General features: G+C 71.6%; 15 protein-coding genes. 4 read left to right on the top strand and 11 right to left on the bottom strand.

Annotated features, from left to right (window positions below; all coding sequences use genetic code 11):
• Window positions 1-37: 37 nt before the first annotated feature.
• From ADK54_RS15700 to ADK54_RS15680, 5 genes are all read right to left on the bottom strand, one after another.
• Entirely contained in the window at window positions 38-607 is a 570-nt protein-coding gene (locus ADK54_RS15700) for a GNAT family N-acetyltransferase (RefSeq protein WP_053726246.1), read from the bottom strand.
• Window positions 608-640: 33 nt separating this feature from the next.
• Entirely contained in the window at window positions 641-2,845 is a 2,205-nt protein-coding gene (locus ADK54_RS15695) for an MMPL family transporter (RefSeq protein WP_053726245.1), read from the bottom strand.
• Window positions 2,846-3,012: 167 nt separating this feature from the next.
• Window positions 3,013-4,233 carry an ABC transporter permease gene (locus tag ADK54_RS15690; RefSeq protein ID WP_234392081.1) on the bottom strand — a complete coding sequence of 407 codons (1,221 nt, stop codon included), beginning with the start codon at window positions 4,231-4,233 and terminating at the stop codon, window positions 3,013-3,015.
• Between the two features lie 47 nt (window positions 4,234-4,280).
• Window positions 4,281-5,018, bottom strand: coding sequence for an ABC transporter ATP-binding protein (locus ADK54_RS15685; protein ID WP_420717314.1), 738 nt, complete (start codon window positions 5,016-5,018; stop codon window positions 4,281-4,283).
• A gap of 47 nt (window positions 5,019-5,065) precedes the next feature.
• The gene (locus tag ADK54_RS15680; RefSeq protein WP_078966405.1) at window positions 5,066-6,607 is read right to left on the bottom strand and encodes a peptidoglycan-binding protein; all 1,542 of its coding nucleotides are present in this window, start codon (window positions 6,605-6,607) and stop codon (window positions 5,066-5,068) included.
• A 475-nt stretch (window positions 6,608-7,082) separates the two neighbouring features.
• Between ADK54_RS15680 and ADK54_RS15675 the strand changes: the two genes are divergently transcribed.
• Together ADK54_RS15675 and ADK54_RS15670 are read left to right on the top strand one after the other, a co-directional pair.
• On the top strand, window positions 7,083-7,481 hold the full coding sequence (locus ADK54_RS15675) for a hypothetical protein (protein WP_159047775.1): 399 nt from the start codon (window positions 7,083-7,085) through the stop codon (window positions 7,479-7,481).
• Window positions 7,482-7,693: 212 nt separating this feature from the next.
• Window positions 7,694-8,566, top strand: a complete 873-nt coding sequence (locus ADK54_RS15670; protein ID WP_159047774.1) for a hypothetical protein — start codon at window positions 7,694-7,696, stop codon at window positions 8,564-8,566.
• 158 nt (window positions 8,567-8,724) lie between these two features.
• Here the strand turns inward: ADK54_RS15670 and ADK54_RS15665 are convergent, their stop codons facing one another.
• The 5 genes from ADK54_RS15665 to gatC form a co-directional block, all read right to left on the bottom strand.
• The gene (locus ADK54_RS15665) at window positions 8,725-10,821 is read right to left on the bottom strand and encodes a phosphocholine-specific phospholipase C (RefSeq protein ID WP_053726257.1); all 2,097 of its coding nucleotides are present in this window, start codon (window positions 10,819-10,821) and stop codon (window positions 8,725-8,727) included.
• A 512-nt stretch (window positions 10,822-11,333) separates the two neighbouring features.
• Window positions 11,334-12,842 (bottom strand): Asp-tRNA(Asn)/Glu-tRNA(Gln) amidotransferase subunit GatB, encoded by a 1,509-nt coding sequence (gene gatB / locus ADK54_RS15660; RefSeq protein ID WP_053726240.1) that lies wholly within the window; start codon window positions 12,840-12,842, stop codon window positions 11,334-11,336.
• Window positions 12,843-12,859: 17 nt separating this feature from the next.
• Window positions 12,860-13,099, bottom strand: coding sequence for a hypothetical protein (locus ADK54_RS15655; RefSeq protein WP_053726239.1), 240 nt, complete (start codon window positions 13,097-13,099; stop codon window positions 12,860-12,862).
• Entirely contained in the window at window positions 13,096-14,589 is a 1,494-nt protein-coding gene (gatA, locus tag ADK54_RS15650; RefSeq protein ID WP_053726238.1) for an Asp-tRNA(Asn)/Glu-tRNA(Gln) amidotransferase subunit GatA, read from the bottom strand. The genes ADK54_RS15655 and gatA overlap by 4 nt, the downstream gene beginning before the upstream one ends.
• Window positions 14,590-14,593: 4 nt before the next feature.
• Complete coding sequence (gene gatC, locus ADK54_RS15645) at window positions 14,594-14,890, bottom strand: Asp-tRNA(Asn)/Glu-tRNA(Gln) amidotransferase subunit GatC (protein WP_003966094.1); 297 nt, start codon at window positions 14,888-14,890, stop codon at window positions 14,594-14,596.
• Window positions 14,891-15,149: 259 nt separating this feature from the next.
• Here gatC and ADK54_RS15640 point away from each other — a divergent pair, with 259 nt between their 5' ends.
• Window positions 15,150-16,541: an endonuclease/exonuclease/phosphatase family protein gene (locus ADK54_RS15640; RefSeq protein WP_053726237.1), complete on the top strand. Its 1,392-nt coding sequence runs from the start codon at window positions 15,150-15,152 to the stop codon at window positions 16,539-16,541.
• A gap of 126 nt (window positions 16,542-16,667) precedes the next feature.
• The gene (locus ADK54_RS15635; RefSeq protein WP_053726236.1) at window positions 16,668-18,608 is read left to right on the top strand and encodes a phosphocholine-specific phospholipase C; all 1,941 of its coding nucleotides are present in this window, start codon (window positions 16,668-16,670) and stop codon (window positions 18,606-18,608) included.
• Between the two features lie 256 nt (window positions 18,609-18,864).
• Here the strand turns inward: ADK54_RS15635 and ADK54_RS15630 are convergent, their stop codons facing one another.
• On the bottom strand, window positions 18,865-20,985 hold the full coding sequence (locus ADK54_RS15630; RefSeq protein WP_053726235.1) for a putative bifunctional diguanylate cyclase/phosphodiesterase: 2,121 nt from the start codon (window positions 20,983-20,985) through the stop codon (window positions 18,865-18,867).
• Between the last annotated feature and the right edge of the window lie 131 nt (window positions 20,986-21,116).

The following is a 21,116-nucleotide window of genomic DNA, read 5'->3' as shown; positions in this document are numbered from 1 at the left end:
CCCCCCCCCCTCCCCAAACCCTAACCCGGCCCCGGGCTCAGCCCCCCGCCCGCCCCCCCCGCGCGGCCCGCCACTCGTCGGCGAGCACCGCCCAGATCTCGCTGTCGTGCCGCACCCCTCGGTAGAGGTAGCTCTCGCGGAGCACCCCGTCCTTGGTCATGCCGAGCCGCCGGGCGACGTTGGTGCTCGCGGTGTTCTCGGCGGACGCCACCCACTCGACGCGGTGCATCCCGCGTACGTCCACGGCCCAGTCGATCAGCGTCGTGATGGCCCGGGTGATCAGGCCGCGCCCGACCGCGGCCTCCTCCAGCCAGCAGCCGACCTCGCAGTTGCCCTGGGCCGGTTCGAAGGTCCGGAAGATGACGGCGCCGACCAGCGTGCTGTCGAGCCAGATGCCGTAGATGCGCCCGGCGTCGGCGGCCGTCTTGTCCGCGTACCCCTGGAGGAAGGCGCGCGCGGAGGGCAGGTCGGTCGCGAAGTCGGGCAGGGCGATGTGAGTGCCGATGAACTCGCGGCCCCGGTCCATGTGGGCGAGGAACTCCTCGGCCTGCCACGGCTCCAGCGGGCGGAGTTCGGCCCCGTCGTCCCCCAGAGATACTGCGAACATCCCACTCCTCCATCTGATCCGTCTGAGCGATTGCTAGGGCACGAGTTGGTCGGCCCGGTCGGCCGCCGGCTGCTCCGGGATCTTCGCACGGCGGCATTCGGGGGCCTCGATGCTGATCCTGGGGAGTCGCCGGTCGAGCCAGGCGGGCAGCCACCAGTTGGCGCCGCCGAGCAGGTGCATGAGGGCGGGCACGAGCAGGGTGCGCAGGACGAACGCGTCGAGCGCGACGGCCGCCGCGAGCGCGATGCCGAACATGGCGATGACGCGGTCGCCGCTGAGCACGAACGCGAGGAAGACCGAAATCATGATGACGGCAGCAGAGTTGATCACGCGACTCGTCTCGGCGAGGCCGACCCGGACCGCCCGCCGGTTGTCGCGGGTCTCCAGCCACTCCTCGTACATCCGGCTGACCAGGAACACCTGGTAGTCCATGGACAGGCCGAAGAGGACGGAGACCATGATCACCGGCAGGAACGGTTCGATCGGTCCGGACCGGCCGAGGCCCATGAGTTCGCTGCCCCAGCCCCATTGGAAGACCGCGACGACGATGCCGAACGCGGAGGCCACCGCCGCCACGTTCATCGCGGCCGCCTTGAGCGGGATCCCGATCGAGCGGAAGGCGAGCAGCAGCAGGACGCAGCCGAGCGCGATCACCACGCCGACGAACAGCGGGAGTTTGCCGACGATGATCGCCGCGAAGTCGTCGTAGCCGGCGGTCACACCGCCCACCTGCGCCTTGAGCGAGCTGCCCCGCTCGGCGGCGGGGAGCACCTCGTGGCGCAGCCGGTCGACGAGGTCGCTGGTGCGCTGCGACTGCGGTGCCGAGTCCGGTACGACGGTCAGGACGGCGGTGCTGCCGCTGCCGTTGTACGTCACCGGGCTCACCGAGGCGACGCCGCCGGTGGCGCGCAGCACGTCGGGCAGCCGTTCCATCGCGAGCCGGTCGCCGGGGCCTTCGAGCTCGGCGACCACGGCGAGCGGCCCGTTCACGCCGGGCCCGAAGCCGTCCGCGAGGAGGTCGTAGGCCTTGCGCGTGGTGCTCTTGGCGGGGTTGTTGCCCTGGTCGGAGGTGCCGAGGTGGAGGGAGAGCGCGGGCAGCGCGAGCACCAGCATGACCGCGGTGGCGATCACGCCGAGCAGCTTGGGGTGGCGCTCCACGAAGGCGGCCCAGCGGGCGGCGAACCCGGTGGGCGGCTCGGGCTGCGGGCCGTGTTCGGCGAGCCCCTGCCGCTCACGGCGGCTGAGCGCCCGCATCCCGATGAACGAGAGCAGTGCGGGCAGCAGCGTGACGGAGGCGGCCACGGTCAGGACGACGGTGAGGGAGGCGGCGACGGCCACGCCGTTGAGGAAGCCCAGGCGCAGGACGAGCATGCCGAGCAGGGCGATGCAGACGGTCGCCCCCGCGAAGACGACGGCCCGGCCGGTGGTCGCGACGGCCGTGCGGGCCGCTTCCTCGACACCCATGCCCTGGCGCAGCGCGCGCCGGTGTCTGGTCACGATGAACAGGGCGTAGTCGATGCCGACGCCGAGCCCGACGAGCATGCCCAGCATGGGCGCGAAGTCGGCGACGGTCATGACGTGGCCGAGCAGTCCGATGCCCGCGTACGCGGTGCCGACGCCGACAAGGGCGGTGGCGATCGGGAGCAGGCTGGCGGCGAACGAACCGAACGCGAGGAACAGCACGACGGCCGCGACGACCACGCCGACGGCCTCGCTGAGGTGCGCGGACGGCGCTTCGGTGAGCCCGACCGCGCTGCCGCCGAGCTCGACGTCGAGCGAGTCGGACGCGGCGGCCCCGGCCGTGTCGACGACGGCCTTGGCCTGCGCCTTGGGGATGTCGTCGGCTTGCTCGTCGAAGGTGACCGTCGCGTACGCGGTGCGTCCGTCGGCGCTGATCTGCGCCGCGCCCTCCGCCCCGTACGGGCCCGCCACGGAGGCGACGCCGGGGAGCTTCGCGACCTGCGCGAGCGTCCGCTCCAACTGCTGCCGTACGGCGCTGTCGCGGACCGAGCCGGAGTGGGTGTGCCAGACGACGGAGTCGGTGTCGCCGCCCCGGCCGTGGAAGGCGGCGTCGAGCAGGGTGCTCGCGCGGCCGGACTCGGTGCCGGGGACCTCGTAGTCGTTCGAGTAGGCGGAGCCGGCGACGGCCGCCGCGGTGGTGGTGGCGCCGAGCGCGAGGAGCCAGAGCAGTACGGCGACGAGGCGGTGCCTGACGCACCAGCGCGCGAGGGCGGCCAACAGAGTGCTCCCGGATGTTTTTGTGGCTCTTTGACCGGGAACAGCCCGCAAAGAACGGCGGTGCGCAGGATGCGCGTCAGCCACTCTGGCAGTCAATAGAGATCGTTTGCCGCTTTCGTGGCGTTCCTCACAGGACCCCTCCCCCTATGGGGGCGAAGGGCCCGGACTCAGCGCCGAAGGGCCTCCGCGGGTTCGATTCGGGCGGCGCGCAGCGCGGGGTAGGCGCCGGCCAGCAGACCGGTGAGGGTGCCGATCAGCGGGGCGGGCAGGGTCGTCCACGGGTCGAGGATGGCCGTCCAGTGGTGGGCGAGCGCCACCGAGAGCGTGACCACGATGCTGACGGCGGTGCCGAGCAGGCCGCCGAGGGTGCCGAGCGCCGCGGATTCGGTGAGGAACTGGGCGGCGATGTGGCGGGGCCGCGCGCCCAGTGAGCGGCGCAGGCCGATCTCGCCGGTGCGTTCCAGGACGGAGACCAGGGTGGTGTTGGCGATGCCGACGGTGCCGATCACCAGAGTGATGCCCGCGAGCAGCAGGAACAGCGAGTCGAGGCTCCCGGTGACGCTGTCCTGGAGCGTGTGGGGTGCGGGCGGCGGCACGGCCTGGAGGTGGTCGGGGCGGTCCGGCCGGAGCGCGAGCGGGGCCTGCTTCGCGATGAGCCGGGCGGCGCCGACGCGGGTCTGGATGAGCATGGTGGCGGCGTAGTCGGGCGCCGGGTCGCCGTAGTCGGCGCGGGCCGTGCGGTCGGGGATCATCACCGAGAGCAGCAGGTTGGGCAGCCGCTCGACGTTCCGCAGGATGCCGACGACGGTGTACGGGGTGCCGTTGACGAAGACGGCGGGCTGGGCCGCGAGACTGCTGATGCCGAGGCGGCGGGCGACGGCCGAACCGATCACCGCGACGTGCATGCGTCGGCTGTCGTGGAAGGTGTTGTAGAGGGTGCCGCCGGCGAGCGTGGGGCCGACGGCCTGGAGCAGCCCCGGGCTCGCCGCGTACACCGTGAGGCCTTCGGCGCCCGCGGCCGCCGCGCCGGCGGGTCCCGAGCGGGTGGAGACGGCGGGCGGAGTCTTGAACACCTGCCAGTAGGTGCCCGCGTGGACGGCGCCGTTGAGTCGCCCGGCACGCTGGTCGGCGTCGTCGGGGAAGTCGTAGCGGGTGGCCGCGCCGGTCTGTTGCCCCGGGTCGGGCGCGCCGACGTCCTTCACGGTGACCTGGGTGGCGGCGAGCACCGTGAAGTCGGAGCTGATCTGGCCGCGCGCGGTGGCCGTGAGCCCGAGGATGGCCACGAACGCGCCGACGCCTAGCAGCGTGCCGAGCACGGTCAGCGCGGTACGGGCCGGGCGTTGCAGGATGCCCGCCACCGATTCGGCCGCGAGGTCCCTGAAGACCATCCGGGTACGGGGGCTGCCGGGGTGCCTCGGGCGCCGGGCGGGCCTCCTCATACCGGACTCCCTACGCTCAACTCGCCGCTGTCTTCGGCGAGTTGACCATCGCGGATGGTGATGGTGCGCCGCGCGCGGGCGGCGACGGCCGGGTCGTGGGTGATGACGACGAGGGTGATGCCGCTGCCGTTGAGGGCGTCGAGCGTGTTCATGACCCGCCCTGCCGACGCCGAGTCCAGGTTGCCGGTGGGCTCGTCGCAGAGCAGCAGGCTTGGCCGGTTGACCAGCGCGCGGGCGATGGCCACGCGCTGGCGCTCGCCGCCGGACATGGCGGAGGGCAGCGCGTCGAGCCGGTGCCCGAGGCCGACGGCGAGCAGTGCGTCCACCGCCTCGGTACGCCGTCGGGCGCGCGGGGTGCCGAGGTAGACCTGGGCGAGCATGACGTTCTCCGTGGCGGTGCGGTACGGCAGCAGGTGGAAGGCCTGGAAGACGAGGCCGATGCGGTGGCCGCGCAGGGCCGTGCGGTCGGCCTCGGGCAGGCCGCCGGTGTCGATGCCGTCGAGCCGGTAGCGCCCGCCGGTGGGGCGGTCGACGAGGCCGATCACATTGAGCAGCGTCGACTTCCCGGACCCCGAGGGCCCGACCACGGCGATGTACTCGCCGCGGTGGACGGTGAGATCGGTGGGCCGCAGCGCGTGCACCGGGGGCGGCCCGGGGTAGGTCCGGGCGGCGGCGGCCAGGCCGATGACGGCGGGGGCGCCGGTGCGCGCCGGCTCGTCCGCCCGCGCCCCCAGGCCCTGCGGGTTTTCTCCCGCCGGCCCGCCTCGCCACCGCCGGCCCCTCACTGGCCGACCACCACGGCGTCCCCGGCCGCGAGCCGGAAGCCCTGGGCGGCCGTCACGGCCACGTACCCGCCGGCGTCCATGCCCGCGGTGACCGGGATGCGGTTCTGGGCGCCGGAGGCGGCGCGTACGGTCACGGAGGTGCGGCCGTCGGCGCCCGCGCTCACGGCGGTGGCGGGCACGACGAGGACCGGCCCGTCGCTGGACGCGGCGGTCACGGTGACCCGCACGTCGAGGCCGAGCCAGGGCGCGGGGAGTTCGGTGTCCGGGGTGACGGTCAGCGGGTAGCCGGCCCGCGTCTGCGGGGTGTCGCCGCCGCCGTCCTGGCCGCCGCCGGACGAGCCGCTCTGCCCGCCACTGCCCGAACTACCGTTGCGCTGGCCGGAGTTGGATGATCCGGTGGTGTACGCGCCGAGTGCGGTGATGGCGCCCTTGGCCTCCTGGCCGAGCACTTCAGCGGAGAGCTGGACCTTCATGCCCTCGCGCAGCGACGACTTCTGGTCCTGGGTGAGGACGGTCGTCACCACGGGCCGCCCCGAGTCGATGGTGAGCAGCGGCGCGGCGACGGCCGAGCCGACGGCTGCGTTGACGGCCGAGAGCCGGGCGGGGAAGGCGGGCACGAAGGTGAACTCGGCGAGCGGGAGCATCACCCCGGTGTGCGCGACGAGGTCGTCGAGCGCCTTTTGCGCGGTGGACAGGTCCTGTTGGGCGTAACCGAGCTGGGTGGTGGCGGCCGAGATCGCGGCGGCCCCTTTCGCGCCGTCGCGGGTCGCGCGGGCGGCGGTGACGGCGCGCTGCGCGGTGGTGACGGCCTGGCGGGCCGCGGCGAGTGGCTGCTGGTCCGCGGCGCCGTGCGGGCCGCCGGTGTCGGGCGGGTCGTAGCCGCGGTCGGCGTAGAGCGCGGCGACGGCGGTCTTGGTGCGCGGCCCGAAGGTGCCCGCCGGGTCGCTGTCGGCGTACCCGAGGCGGCGCAGCGCGTCCTGGAGTTCGCCGACGTCCTTGCCGGTGTCGCCCGGCTTCAGGTCCCGGTAGGCGGGGACCGGCCCGGACAGCGCGATGACGGGCCGCCCGGAGACCTCGACGAGGACGTCGCCCGGCGCCACCGCGCTGCCGGCCTTCTTGCGGATCCCGGTCAGGAGCAGCGCACTGGCCCCGGCCCCTTGGGACTGTCCCTGTACGGGCGTGAAGTTGACGCTGCCGCCCGCGGCGACGGTGCCGCGCAGGATCACCGACTTGGTGAGGACACGCTGCTGCACCGGGGCGGTGAGCACGGTGGGGTCGGGGGCCCGGCGCCCGGCGGCGTCCTGGTCCGGGGAACGGACGAAGACCGAGGCGACGAGCCCGCCGACGGACAGCAGTGCCGCGCCCGCGGTGACGATCAGAAGAATGCGCTGACGCCTGATCAGAGCCGACGCCGAAGGCGGAAGTCGAGGTTCGGCGGAAGGCGGTGCGGGCACGTCCGGCGGACCGGCTCGCTTGTCCGGCATATCGGGGTCCAGGGCGGTCGGAATACCCGATTCGGGCGTGGAACTGTCTGCCATTCGGTCCGCCTGCCAGGTAGCCGCCCGGTCCGCTTGCGGGATCGGGCGCCAGCTTGATGTGCGGGACCGGCCGCGTCAAGAGGGAATTCCCGGGGCGATCGAAGAGCAGTGTGGCCGAATCACGGCTGTCGTGAACGCGCGGTACAGGGGACACCCGTAAGCACACGATCTTTACCTACCCTTTTCAACTGGGGTTCTACTCAAGGGAATTGACCGCTCCGGACAGATTTATCCATCCACTCCTTCGCGGGATCCGGCCAAGATTTCCCGATATCCGCCGCCCCTGCCGTTCCTTTGCTCCCATGGAGGCACAGACTCCGCAAAGTCTCCATTGACCGGCCGAACCACACCACTTACGGTTCTCCTGCCCTGGGAGACATCCCGGGACACAGCGGTCTCCGGCCGGAACCGTGCAACAAAAGAGCACGAAAGCTCGGCCTCACGTCATTTCTCAAGTCACTGAAGGAGATTCGCTGTGAGATCCAGATACGTGTTAGCCGTAGCCGGCGTCGCAGTCGCCGCACTGACCGGCCTCGCCACCCCCGCCTCGGCCGCGACCACCCCCGCCACCACCACGCTCGGCCCGGCCGCCACCGTCATCGGCATCGAGTTCGTCGACGCCAACTTCCAGGGCGCGACGTACACCGTGACCGGCGGCACCTGCACCGCGACCACCTCGGACGTCGACTTCTACATCAACTCCATGCCGGGCGGCTGGAACGATGTCATCTCCTCGTTCCGCAGCTACGCGAACTGCTACACCAAGCTGTACGAGGACAACAACCGCACGGGCGCGACGTACGGGTTCGTCGGTGACTCCAGCTATGTCGGCAACGCGATGAACGATCGCGCCAGCTCCATCGAGTGGAGCTGACCGGACCCCACTCTGCTGCCGCCGCGGACCAGGGCACGGTCCGCGGCGGCGGCCGGCCGGCGAACCGGCTGCTCCGCACCCCAAGTCCCTGCGGGCACGAAGTCTGAAAGGTGGCCATGGACGCGCGAGTTCCACAGGGAGGGCGCCCGGGCGCGGCGCCGCCGGCCAGGCTCCCCAGGGTATCGGGCCCGCCCCTCGCGGTGGCGGCGGCCGTGGCGCTGCTGCTCGCCGCGGGCTGTTCGGGCCCGGCCCAGAAAGCGGAACAGCCGAAGACCGGCGCCATTCCGAAGATCACCGACGCATCGGAGATCAAACCGCTGCCACTGGACGCGTACACCCTCAATCAGCAGCAGTATCTGGACACCCTCAATGCCCAGCGCGTATTGGCCCGGCGCTGCATGACGCAATACGGAATCGACTGGCACGGCAGCGATGTGATCGACCCGGCGCCCGTCGGTCAGAAACTCGACACACTGTTCCTGATCGTCGACGCGAACCGTGCCTCGCAGTACGGATACCACTCGCCCGACGATCATTCCAAGAACGGCTCCACGGGCGGAAAGAAATCCGACACGGGTGGCGATCCGACCCCGGTCGAGAAGTCGGTCTTCACCGGCACGTACAAAGGTCCGAACATCAATGGCCATTCCGTCCCCAAAGGCGGCTGCAATGCCGTGGTGGAAGCCGAGTTGACCAAGGGCGGCGCGCCGGGAGTGGGGATCTTGGACGCCGCGAACGTCATGCTCGGGCCGTATCAGCAATCGAAGTCGGACAGCCGGGTCCAGGACGCGTTCGGCGCCTGGAGTACGTGCATGAAAGGCAAGGGGTATACGTACAAGAGCCCCGACGACGCCGTGAACGACCCGGCGTGGCGCTCCCCCCAGCCGAGCCCTACGGAGATCGCGACGGCCCGCGCGGATGTCGCCTGCAAGCAGCAGACCAATGTCGTCGGCATCTGGTGGGCAGTGCTCACGGCCTACGAGAACCGGTACATCGAGGAGCACGCCGAGGACCTGGCCAAGGTGAAGCAGCAGGTGGACGCCACGCTGCGCAATTCGGCGACGATCCTCGCGACGGGTAGCTGACGTGAAGTCAAATGAGCGACGGCACCTGGTGGTTGTGGCGGCGCTCGCGGTTCTCCTCTCGATGGGCGGTCTGGCGGGCTGCAACGACGGCTCGTCGCCGCAGCCCGCCACGACCACCCAGGGGGCATCCCCCGGGTGACCGCTGCCGTCGGTCGGGGTCAGCCGGAGATGCTCGGGCGGCCGTTCTCGATGTGGCCCATCAGGCGCCTGCGGAACGGGCCGCCGCCGTCCGCGGTCACTTCGAGGTCGTACCAGCCGTGCGCGTCGGCGGCGGAGTGCACCACGGTGCGGCTGCGCCCGGGCTTGACCGTGACGGTCCGCTTCCAGTCCCGCAGATCGGCCTCGTCGGCGTAACCGAGCGGCCTCACGACGAAGGTGACGGGCCTGTCGCCGCGGTTGCGGAGCGTCAGGTGGACGTCGCGGTCGTTGTGGTCGAGGTACGTGGTCACCTCGGCGGCGTCCGCGGCCGCGGCTCCCTCGAATTCCCGCCGGAACCCGTTCGGCCCGGTGACCGTGAACCTGTAGGCGCCGTTCGCGCCGCCGGTAAGGGGCACGCTCCATTGCGCCTTGCCCCTTACGTCCTTGTGCTGGGGTGCGGCGAATTCCTTGGCGTACGGGTAGAGCGCGAAGTGGGCGCTGGCCCGGCCGTTGTTGCTGAGCTGCACCTGGAGGGCGCCGTCGGCGACCCGTGCGTAGGCATCCGGCTGGTACGGCAGCGGCCGGGCGGGCCGGGTGCCCTCTTCCTGTACGGGCATGTGCTGCTGGGCGGGCGGCTCGGGACGCCAGCGTCCGCTCAGCGGCGGGATGGGGCCGGGGCGGGTCACGGCGGGCTGCGGCCTGCCCCGCTTGAAGTCGAAGGCGGAGGTGAGGTCGCCGGTGACGGTGCGCCGCCACGCGCTGATGTTGGGCTCGCGCACCCCGGTCCACTGTTCCAGGAAGCGGATCACGGAGGTGTGGTCGAAGACCTCGGAGCAGACGTAGCCGCCGACGCTCCACGGCGAGACGACGAGCAGCGGCACCCGCGCGCCGAGCCCGGTGGGCTTGCCCTCCCACTGCTCGTCGGCCACCTCGGGCGGGGCGACGGGCGGCGGGACGTGGTCGAAGAAGCCGTCGTTCTCGTCGTAGTTGACGAGGACGACGGTGTGCCGCCAGACGTCGGGGTGCTTGCCGAGCGCGTCGAGCACCTTGTAGACGATGGTGGCGCTGTGCACGGGCGAGGAGACGCTCGGATGCTCGGAGTCGAGCGCGGAGGGCACCAGGTAGGAGACCTCGGGCAGGGTGCCGGCGGCCACGTCCTTGCCGAAGGCGTCGGCGAGCGTGCCGGTGGGCACCCGCCTCAACCCCCGCTCGAAGAGGCTGCGTTCGGCCTTGGTGAGGGTGGCGACCCCTTCGTCGAGCAGCCCCAGAAGCCTCTGCCGCTCGGCGTTGTCAGTGGTGTCGCGTACAACGGAGTAGAAGGACTCCATGAAGGTGTGCCCACCGGTCTTGGCGAGCACCTTCCGCGCGATCGCCTTGAAGGTGGTGAAGAACTCGATCTGGTTGTCGGTGAAGTTCTCCCATTCGGTGTACGTCTTCCAGCTGCGCCCGGCCTTTTCGAGCCGCTCGGCGTAGGTGCCCCAGCCGTACCCGGGATGGGTGCCCTCGTCGTACGCGTCGTTGCCGACGGCCCGCTGGCCGTTGGCCTCGTACCCGGTCTTGCCGCTCCACAGATGGTTGCGGTTGGGGCTGGTGGAACTGTGGATGGACGAGTGGTAGGCGTCGCAGACGGTGAAGGTGTCGGCGAGCTCGTAGTGCAGCGGGATGTCCTGGCGGTCGTAGTAGGCCATGGTCGCCGAGGTCTTGGCGGAGACCCAGTTGTCCATCCAGCCGCCGTTCCAGGCCTTGGCGCCGCCGCTCCAGGAGTGGTCGAGGGCGCCTATGTACTGGAGGTCCTGGTGCTGGGTGGCGGCGGCGCCACGCACGGGGAAGGGAAGGACGGTGCTGCCGAGCGCCCCGGGCTGCTCGAACACGGGCCTGCCGCTGGGGAGTTGAAGGGCATTGCGATCACCGAAACCGCGCACACCCCGCAAGGTGCCGAAGTAGTGGTCGAAGGACCGGTTCTCCTGCATGAGGATCACGACGTGCTTGACCGCGCTCAGCCCACCTGCGGGCGGCCCGGCGGCCATCGCCGTCTGCAGCGAGGGCGGCAGCAGCGAGCCGGCGGCGGCCGCGCCGAGGGCGCCGCCGCTCAGCGCGAGCAGTCGGCGCCGTGAGATGCCGGGGGCGGCGGCTGCGGCTGCGTTGTCCGTGGTCAAGTGGTCCTCCCGAGCGGTGTGGTGGGTACGGGGGGAACGGTAGTGACCCGGGGTGTCCCCCAGAAGGCCCCGCCCCGGCCCCCGGATGAACGTCCAAGCCCTCCCTCCGGAAGTCCAACCCGGTTTCCCCTTCGGGGGTGGGGCCCTGCGGGCCCGGTGAGGGTGGGGGTGGGTTCGACCCCCCGCGGACCGCGAGACCTGCTCGCGCAGTTCCCCGCGCCCCTAGCAGGATGGTGCCGGCCCGGGTCGGCATCTTCAGCCTGTCATGGGGGTCCCCCCTGACCCTTGAGGCCTTGGGGGAGTTTGAGGACGAGCGCCCTTAAGACGCGAACGGGGTCTGGGGCGGAGCCCCGGGAACACCTTTCACCCCCGGAGGGTCTAGGGGAAGGGGCGGGGTGGGGAAACCGAAGGGGCGGCCCGCCCCGGGCAACTCGCCGGAACAGACCGCCCCTTGAGGGACGGAGACGTGAGGGCTAGCCCTCGACCCCCAGCCGCTCCAGGATGAGCTCCTTGACGCGCGCCGCGTCGGCCTGACCACGCGTGGTCTTCATGACCGCACCGACCAGCGCGCCGACCGCCGCCACCTTGCCACCCCGGATCTTGTCCGCGATGGCCGCGTTGGAAGCGATCGCCTCGTCCACGGCGGAGCCCAGCGCACCCTCGTCCGAGACGACCTTCAGACCGCGCTTCTCGACGACCGCGTCCGGGTCGCCCTCGCCCGCGAGGACCCCCTCGATGACCTGGCGAGCCAGCTTGTCGTTGAGGTCGCCGGCGGCGACGAGCGCGACGACCCGGGCGACCTGCGCCGGGGTGACGGGCAACTCGTCCAGGGCGACGCCCTGCTCGTTGGCGTTGCGGGCGAGCTCGCCCATCCACCACTTACGGGCACCGGCCGCGTCCGCCCCGGCCTCGATCGTCGCGACGATCGGGTCGACCGCGCCCGCGTTCAGCATCGACTGCATGTCGTGCTCGCTGACGCCCCACTCCTCGCGGAGCCGGTTGCGCCGCACGCGGGGCATCTCGGGGAGTCCCGCACGCAGTTCCTCGACCCACGCGCGCGCGGGAGCCACCGGCACCAGGTCCGGCTCGGGGAAGTAGCGGTAGTCCTCGGCGTTGTCCTTGATGCGCCCCGACGTGGTGGAGCCGTCCTCCTCGTGGAAGTGACGGGTCTCCTGCACGATGGTGCCGCCGGAGGACAGCACGGCCGCGTGCCGCTGGATCTCGAAGCGGGCCGCCCGCTCCACCGAGCGGAGCGAGTTGACGTTCTTGGTCTCCGAACGCGTGCCGAACTTCTCGACACCGTGCGGGCGCAGCGACAGGTTCACGTCGCAGCGCATCTGGCCCTTGTCCATCCGGGCCTCGGAGACGTCGAGCGCCTTGATGACCTCGCGCAGCTCGGCCACGTACGCCTTGGCGACCTCGGGGGCCCGCTCGCCCGCGCCCTCGATCGGCTTGGTGACGATCTCGATGAGCGGGATGCCCGCGCGGTTGTAGTCCAGGAGCGAGTGCGAGGCGCCGTGGATGCGGCCCGTCGCGCCACCGACGTGCGTCGATTTGCCGGTGTCCTCCTCCATGTGGGCGCGCTCGATCTCCACGCGGAAGATCTCGCCGTCCTCCAGCTGGACGTCCAGGTAGCCGTTGAAGGCGATCGGCTCGTCGTACTGCGAGGTCTGGAAGTTCTTCGGCATGTCCGGATAGAAGTAGTTCTTCCGGGCGAAACGGCACCACTCGGCGATCTCGCAGTTCAGCGCGAGACCGATCTTGACGGCCGACTCGACGCCGATCGCGTTGACGACCGGCAGCGAGCCGGGCAGGCCGAGGCAGGTGGGGCAGGTCTGCGAGTTGGGCTCGGCGCCCAGCTCGGTAGAACAGCCGCAGAACATCTTGGTCTTGGTGCCGAGTTCGACGTGGACCTCAAGGCCCATGACGGGGTCGTACGACGCGAGGGCGTCCTCGTACGAGACCAGATCAGTAACGGTCACGGTGAAAAACTTCCCTCTCAGCCCAACAGGACGTCGTCGTCACCGATGCGCTTGAGCTCGCGCAGCAGGAGGGCGACGCCGGTGGCGATGGCGGCGGCGGAGACGACGGCGTCGAGCAGCTTCAGCGTGTCGTGGTCGGTGCGGGCCTTCTTGGCCTGCTTGACCACGCTGATGGCGCCGAACGCGGTGGTGCCGATGGACAGGTACGTACCGGCCTTGGACTTCTTGAAACCCTTGGCCTTGGTCAGTGCACTCACAGCGACGGAGCCTCCTCAAGCAGCGGGTGACCCCACTTTTCCACGAAGGCGGCCTCGACAGCGGCGCCCACCTTGTACAGGCGGTCGTCCTTCATGGCGGGGGCGATGATCTGCAGCCCGACCGGCAGCCCGTCCTCCGGCGCGAGGCCGCAGGGCAGCGACATGGCGGCGTTGCCCGCCATGTTGGTCGGGATGGTGCACAGGTCGGCGAGGTACATCGCCATCGGGTCGTCGGCGCGCTCGCCGATCGGGAAGGCGGTGGTGGGCGTGGTCGGCGAGACGATCACGTCGACCTGCTCGAAGGCCTTCTCGAAGTCGCGCGTGATGAGGGTGCGGACCTTCTGGGCCGAGCCGTAGTACGCGTCGTAGTAGCCGGAGCTCAGCGCGTACGTACCGAGGATGATGCGGCGCTTGACCTCGTCGCCGAAGCCGGCCTCGCGGGTCAGCGCGGTGACGTCCTCGGCGGACCTGGTGCCGTCGTCGCCGACCCGCAGGCCGTAGCGCATGGCGTCGAAGCGGGCCAGGTTCGAGGAGCACTCGGACGGCGCGATCAGGTAGTACGCGGAGAGCGCCAGGTCGAAGGACGGGCAGTCCAGCTCGACGATCTCGGCGCCGAGCGACTTGAGCAGCTCGACGGACTCGTTGAAGCGCTGGACGACACCGGCCTGGTAGCCCTCGCCGGAGAACTGCTTGACGACGCCGACGCGCATCCCGGCGACGGAACCGTTCTTCGCGGCCTCGACGACCGGCGGGACCAGCGCGTCGATGGACGTCGAGTCGAGCGGGTCGTGCCCGGCGATGACCTCGTGCAGGAGCGCCGCGTCCAGGACCGTACGGGCGCAGGGCCCGCCCTGGTCGAGGGAGGACGAGAAGGCGACCATGCCGTAGCGGGAGACCGCGCCGTAGGTCGGCTTGACGCCGACGGTGCCGGTGACGGCGGCGGGCTGGCGGATGGAGCCGCCGGTGTCCGTGCCGATGGCGAGCGGGGCCTCGTAGGACGCGAGGGCCGCGGAGGAGCCACCGCCCGAACCGCCCGGAATCCGGGTCAGGTCCCACGGGTTGCCGGTCGGGCCGTAGGCGCTGTTCTCGGTGGAGGACCCCATGGCGAACTCGTCCATGTTGGTCTTGCCGAGGATGACGACGTCCGCGTCCTTGAGGCGCTTGGTGAGCGTCGCGTCGTACGGCGGGATCCAGCCTTCGAGGATCTTCGAGCCGACGGTGGTCGGGATGCCCTCGGTGGTGAAGATGTCCTTCAGCGCCAGGGGCACACCGGCCAGCGGGCCGAGCTTCTCGCCGGCCGCGCGCTTGGCGTCGACGGCGCGGGCCTGCGCGAGCGCGCCCTCGCGGTCGACGTGCAGGAAGGCGTGGACCTTCTCGTCCACGGCCTCGATGCGGGCCAGGTGGGCCTCGGTGACCTCGACGGCGGTGAGCTCGCCGGCCGCGATCTTCGACGCGATCTGAGCCGCTGTGAGCTTGATGATGTCCGTCATGTGATTAGTCCTCCCCCAGGATCTGCGGCACCTTGAAACGCTGCTGCTCCTGGGCCGGGGCGCCGGAGAGCGCCTGCGCGGGGGTGAGCGACGGACGGACCTCGTCCGCGCGCATGACGTTGGTCAGCGGCAGCGGGTGGGAGGTCGGGGGTACGTCTTGGTCGGCGACCTCGGAGACGCGGGCGACCGCGCCGATGATGTCGTCGAGCTGTCCGGCGAAGTGGTCGAGCTCTTCGCCCTTCAGCTCCAGACGCGCCAGCCGGGCGAGGTGGGCGACCTCCTCGCGCGTAATGCCAGGCATGCAGCGATCCTCAGGGGTGAGTGAGTGTGGTTTGGGCCCAATCCTATGGGGCGCACCACCCTCACCACGAAACGGATTACCCGCTCACCCTCGGTCACCGCCCCCGGCCCGCGTCGCCGGGCTCTTCCCGGCCCGTCCGAGGATCTCCCACATTTGGTCATGCTCCGTTCACATCGCGTGTGCGGACGACTGGCTGACTTGGCGAAGTTGTCCAGCCAACTCGCCTCACCACGTCGTCCATCGAGAGGACCAGGCCTCCGTGTCCCCCGTCAGTACCGTCCGGCTCGTCGCGCCGGCAAGCCCCCGCGAGGGCGACCGGCTCTCCTTCCACTGGACCACCGACGCCCCCGATCCCAAGAACTGGATCGGCATCTACGACGGCGACCGCAAGCCCGGCACCGGTTCCTCGCTGGTCTGGTCGTACGTCGCGGCCGCCTCCGGCGACCTCACGCTCGACGCCTCGGGCCTCGGCGAAGGCGTGTACACCGCCTACCTCCTGGCCAAGGACGGCTACGGGATCCTCGCGCAGACCCCGCCGATCACGATCACCGCGCGGCCGCCGGTGGTGCCGCCGCACGCCGTCGTCGACTCCTTCACGACCGGGGAGTACGCGGCCGGTTCACCCGTGTCGATCCCGCTCGGCCCGCTGTGGGTGCGACCGCCGGGCAACCCCGCCGGGGCCCCGTCGTTCCGGCGGCTGTCCGGCGACTCCTGGCTGGGCGTCGGCGCCGACGGCGCGGTGACCGGGACGGCGCCCGCACGGCCGGGCGCGCACCCGGGGCGGATCACGGTCGCGGTCAAGGACAGTGCGGGCGGGAACGACGTCGTCACCGTCCAGGTGCCGGTGCGCGCCGCCGGGGCCCGGCCGCGTCTGACCATCGCCTCGCTGAACCTCTGGGACGCCGGCGCGCACGTCGACGACGTACCTCAGAAGCTGCTGCGGCTCGTCCTCGGCCAGGGCCTCGACGTGCTCGCGCTCCAGGAGACGGGCGGCGCCTCGGCCAAGCCTCTGGCCGACGCACTGGGATGGCATGCCTATGACACCCCGGCCGGGCTCGGCATCGTCAGCCGCTTCCCGCTCACGGAGGTGGCCTCGCCCCTGGCCGGAGCGGCAGCGGCGACCCTCCAACTCCCGGGCGGGCGGCGGCTGCGGCTGTGGACGGCCCAGCTGGACGAGGCCGCGTACGGGCCCTATGCGGTACGGGACGGGCGCACCCCCGCCGAGGTCGAGGCGGCCGAGCTCGCCGGCGTCCGGTACCGGCAGACGACCGCGCTGCTCACCGCGATGAAGGGCGACCTGGCCGCGCGGAACACGCCGGTCGTCCTTGCGGCAGGGCTCGCCTCGCCCTCGCACCTGGACCGGGCCACCAAGGTGCGCTGGCCGGTGACGGTCGCCCTCGGCGCGGCCGGGCTGCGCGACGCCTTCCGCGAGGCGCACCCGAACCCGTCGCGCGAGCCCGGCACGACCTGGTCGCCGGTGCGCCCCGGAGAGCCGCAGGACCGCATCGACCAGCTCCAGTACGCCGGGCCGCTGCACGTCGAGGCCGCGTACGCGCTGGTCACGGGGTGGCCGAAGCCGGTCCCGGACACCGCAGGGAACGGCTGGCCGTCGGACCACGCGGCGCCGGCCGTCACGTTCACCGTCCGCTGAGCGGCCTTCCGCCGAGCCGACTTCCGCCGAGCCACCCTTTCGCCGGGCCCGCGGCACGTCCCTTCGCCGCCCGCCCGGCCCGCGCCTCGTCCCGCAGCCGATCCTGACCCGAAGGATTCCTCCGTCATGACTCCGCTCAGCCGCCGCGCCTTCGTGGGCGCGTCCGCCGCGACCGCCGCCGCTGCCGCCGTCGGCCTGCCCGAACCCGCGACCGCCTCCCCGCGCCCCAAGGGCAGCATCGAGGACGTCAAGCACGTCGTCGTCCTGATGCAGGAGAACCGCAGCTTCGACCACTACTTCGGCGCCCTCAGCGGCGTCCGGGGCTTCGACGACCGCCAGGCGCTGACCTTCCCGAGCGGCGACTCCGTATTCCGCCAGCCCGACGCGGGCCGTTCGGACGGTTTCACGCTGCCGTTCCGGATGGACACGACGAAGTACAACGCCCAGAACGCGGGCGGCCTCCCGCACGACTGGGGCACCGGCCACACCGCGATCAACGGCGGCGCGATGAACAAGTGGGTGGCCGCCAAGGGCGAGCGCACCATGGGCTACTTCACCCGCGAGGACATCCCCTACCAGTACGCCCTCGCCGACGCGTTCACCCTCTGCGACGGCTACTTCTGCTCCCAGGCGGGCCCCACCGACCCCAACCGGCTCTACCTGTGGTCGGGCACCTGCGGCCCGGGCAAGGACGGCACGACCGGGCCCTGGACGGACAACACCCCGGTCACCGACAACCCGGTCGCGGACTGGACGACGTACGCCGAGCGCCTGGAGGCGGCCAAGATCAGCTGGCGGGTCTACCACAACCCGTCGAAGGACGACCGGTACGGCGACTACGACGACAACGCGCTGTCGTACTTCAAGCAGTTCCACAACTTCCCCACCAGCGACCCGCGTTACGTCAACGCGATGACCAAGTTCGACCCGGCGGCCTTCGACAAGGACTGCAAGGACGGGACGCTGCCCACGGTGTCCTGGCTGGTGGCGCCGTACCTGTTCAGCGAGCACCCCTCGGCGGGCCCCGACTACGGCGCGCACTGGGTCGACCAGGCCCTCCAGTCGCTCTTCTCGAACCCGGAGGTGTGGAAGCACACCGTCTTCCTGGTCATGTACGACGAGAACGACGGCTACTTCGACCATGTGCTGCCGCCGTTCCCCGAGCCGGGCACTCCGGACGAGTTCGCGGCGGGCCGCCCGATCGGCCTGGGCAATCGCGTCCCCCTGTGGGCGATCTCCCCGTGGTCACGCGGCGGATACGTCAACTCCCAAGTATTCGACCACACTTCGGTGCTCCGCTTCCTGGAGCTGGTGACCGGGGTGCGCGAGCCGAACATCTCGGACTGGCGCCGCGCGGTGTGCGGCGACCTGACGACCTGCTTCGACTTCACGCGGCCCGACTACTCGATCCCCAAGCTCCCCGACACGGTCGCCCTGATGGCCAAGGCGGACGCGGCCAACGCACTGCCCGCCGTCAAACTGCCCCCGAACGGGGCCCAGTCGATGCCCACCCAGGAGCCGGGCACCCGTCCGCACCGCCCCCTGCCGTACCGCCCCTGGGCCGATGTCGCGGTGAACCGCACGACCGGCCGGGTCACCTGCACCCTGGCCAACCACGGGAAGGCCGCCTTCCACTTCACGGTGCTGCCGAACGCGGTGAAGCCCTTCACGGGCACGCCGTTCACGGTCGCCCCGGCCGCGTCGAAAACATACGTCTGGGAGACCTCGGAGACCGACGGACGCTACGACTTCACGGTCCACGGCGCCGACGGCTTCGTCCGCCGCTTCTCGGGCACGCTCACCCACCACGACGCCCCGGCCCCGCTCCCCTCGGCGACCGCCGTGCTGAGCGACCGGACCCTGGCCCTCCGCCTCCGCAACGAGGGCACGAGCGAGGTGTCGTTCACCATCACCGACGACCGCGCCAGCCGCACGGTGTGGGTCCCCGCGAGGGGCCACTCCTCGGTCAACTGGCCGTTGCGGGACGGCAGTTACGACGTCACGGTGACGGCGGCGAGCGGGACGCGGTTTGTACAGCGGTACGCGGGAACGGCCCACGGGGCGTAGGCGCAGCCCGGGGGCGCGGGGACCCACTGATTGCGCAGTTCCTCGCGCCCCTTAAGACCCGCCTTCACCCGCAGACCGTGCGTGGCTGGTCGCGCAGTTCCCCGCGCCCCTGGCAGGGCTGGTGCTGGCCCGCAGCGGGGCACTTCAGCCCGTCATGGGGTCCCCCTTGGCCCTTGAGGCCTTGGGGGAGTTTGAGGACGAGCGCCCTTCAGGCGCGAACGGGGTCTGGGGCGGAGCCCCAGGACGGGGGCCCGGGTCACTGGACGGGCTGCCCGGAACCCTGGGCCTCCGCCTCCGCCCGCGCCGCGGCAGCCGCCGCGATCTCGGCGGGCCGATGCCACCCGGAGTCGCCCCGGGCCAGCAGCCAGGCCGTCGCCTCGGCGGGCGGCATCGCGGCGGCCACCAGCCACCCCTGCACCGCGTCGCACCCCAGGTCCCGCAGCCGCTCCCACGTCTCGTCGTCCTCGACGCCCTCCGCGACCACCAACAGGCCCAGCGAGTGGGCGAGATCGACGGTGCAGCGGACGATCTCCGCGTCCTCGTTGTCGATGGCGAGCCGGGCCACGAACGACCGGTCGATCTTCAACTCGCTGACCGGCAGCCGCCGCAGGTGCACCAGCGAGGAGTACCCCGTACCGAAGTCGTCGAGGGACATCTTCACTCCGTGGCCGGTCAGCCCGGCCAGGGTGTCGGCGGCCCGCTGCGGGTCCTCCAGGAGGACGTGTTCCGTTATTTCCAGCTGGAGCGCGCCGGCCGGGACGCCGTGCCGGGCGAGGCGGGCGGCGACGGCCCCCGCGAAGCCGGGCGTGTGCACGTCGCGCGGGGACACGTTGACGGCGACCGGGACCTTGAGGCCCTGGGCCCGCCACCGCGCCACCTGGGCGAGCGCGGTCTCCAGGACGTACTCGGTGAGGTGCGGCATCAGCCCGCTGGACTCGGCGATCGCGATGAACTCGTCCGGAGGGACCCGCCCGCGCTCCGGGTGCACCCAGCGCACCAGCGCCTCAAGCCCCGCCACCTGGCCGTCGAACTGGACCTTCGGCTGGTAGTGCAGCTCCACGTCCCCGGCGTCGAGCGCGCGTCGCAGATCGCCCAACAGGCCGAGCCGGTCCGGGGTGTTGGAGTCCCGCTTGGACTCGTAGACCTCCACGCCCGTGCGGTCCCGCTTGGCCTGGTACATGGCGACGTCGGCCCGGCGCAGCAGCCCCTCGGCGTCCAGCGCGTGGTCGGGGAAGAGTGCGACGCCCGCGCTGGCCTCCAGGACGAGGGTCAGCCCGTCCAGGTCGAGCGGCGAGGACAGCTCGGCGACCAGACCGCGGGCTGTCCGCATGGCGCTGGTCGCGGAGTCGCAGACGGGCAGTAGCACGGCGAACTCGTCGCCGCCCAGCCTGGCCGCCTCGGCGCCGCGCGGCAGAGCGGTCTTGAGCCGTTCGGCTATCTGGAGGAGGAGACGGTCTCCGGCGAGGTGTCCGAGGGTGTCGTTCACCGACCGGAAGCGGTCGAGGTCGATCAATACGAGCGCGGAGCGGGTGCCGGCGTTCTCCGCCTCTTCCAGGGCCGACCAGGTGCGTTCCAGGAGCCACTGGCGGTTGGGGAGGCCGGTGAGCGGGTCGCGCAGTTGCTCCTCGGCGCGGGCCCGGGCGATCCAGAGCGTCGAGTCGAGGGCGACGAGCGGCACCGCGAACAGCGGGAGCAGCACGGGCACCGACATGGCGACGACGCAGATCAGCGGGGCGATCCCGAGCAGCGCGACCGCCACCAGACCCTGCCTGAGCAGGGCCGTGCGGGCGACGGTTGGCAGCCCGCCGCCGCGGGGCGCGAGCGCGTACCAGAGCAGCATCCTGGTGATCAGCAGATACGCACCGGCCGCGAGCACGATTTCGGGGGCGGTGGCGATGCTCCACTGGGTGGGCCACCACGGGTGGGCCACGCCCGGGACGACGCCGAAGGCGGACAGGACCAGGCCCGCGGCTCCTATGCCGAGGATGTCCACGGCGCCGTGCAGCACGCCCTGGCGCCAGCGGTTGCGCCGCGCGGCGCCGACCAGGACCACCACGGCCAGGCTGACCAGCGCGGCCGGCAGCCACCCGTACAGGAGCAGCACGGCGATGGTGAGGGCGGCTCCCGAGCCGGTGCCGCCCCACCAGCGCTCGCGGCCGAGCGCGACGAGATGGCCCACGATGATGCCGGTGAGGACGGCGAGCGACCAGCCCGTCGTCCCGCTCGGGAACAGGGCGTCGCCCTGCTGGACGGCCCGGTAGAAGCCGGTGGCGAGGACCACGCCCGCGAGGCCTGTGACAACGGCCGTCAGTCTGGACGAAAATCCCGTGAACCCGCGCAGCCTCACGGCCGGGGCGGTGCTCTCGGTCGGTTTCATTCCCGTCCCTCTCACAGCCGGCAGTGCCCGTGCACGCGATGGCCCCGATGTCATGCCACCACGACTGGTGTTGAACCCCAACCGCTCCACGAGCAGGGGCCATCAGCCGTGCACGACAGGCGCACATCTCA

The sequence above is a fragment of the Streptomyces sp. WM6378 genome, assembly GCF_001279695.1.
Lineage (GTDB): Bacteria > Actinomycetota > Actinomycetes > Streptomycetales > Streptomycetaceae > Streptomyces.
This window is presented reverse-complemented; position numbering and strand designations above follow the sequence as displayed.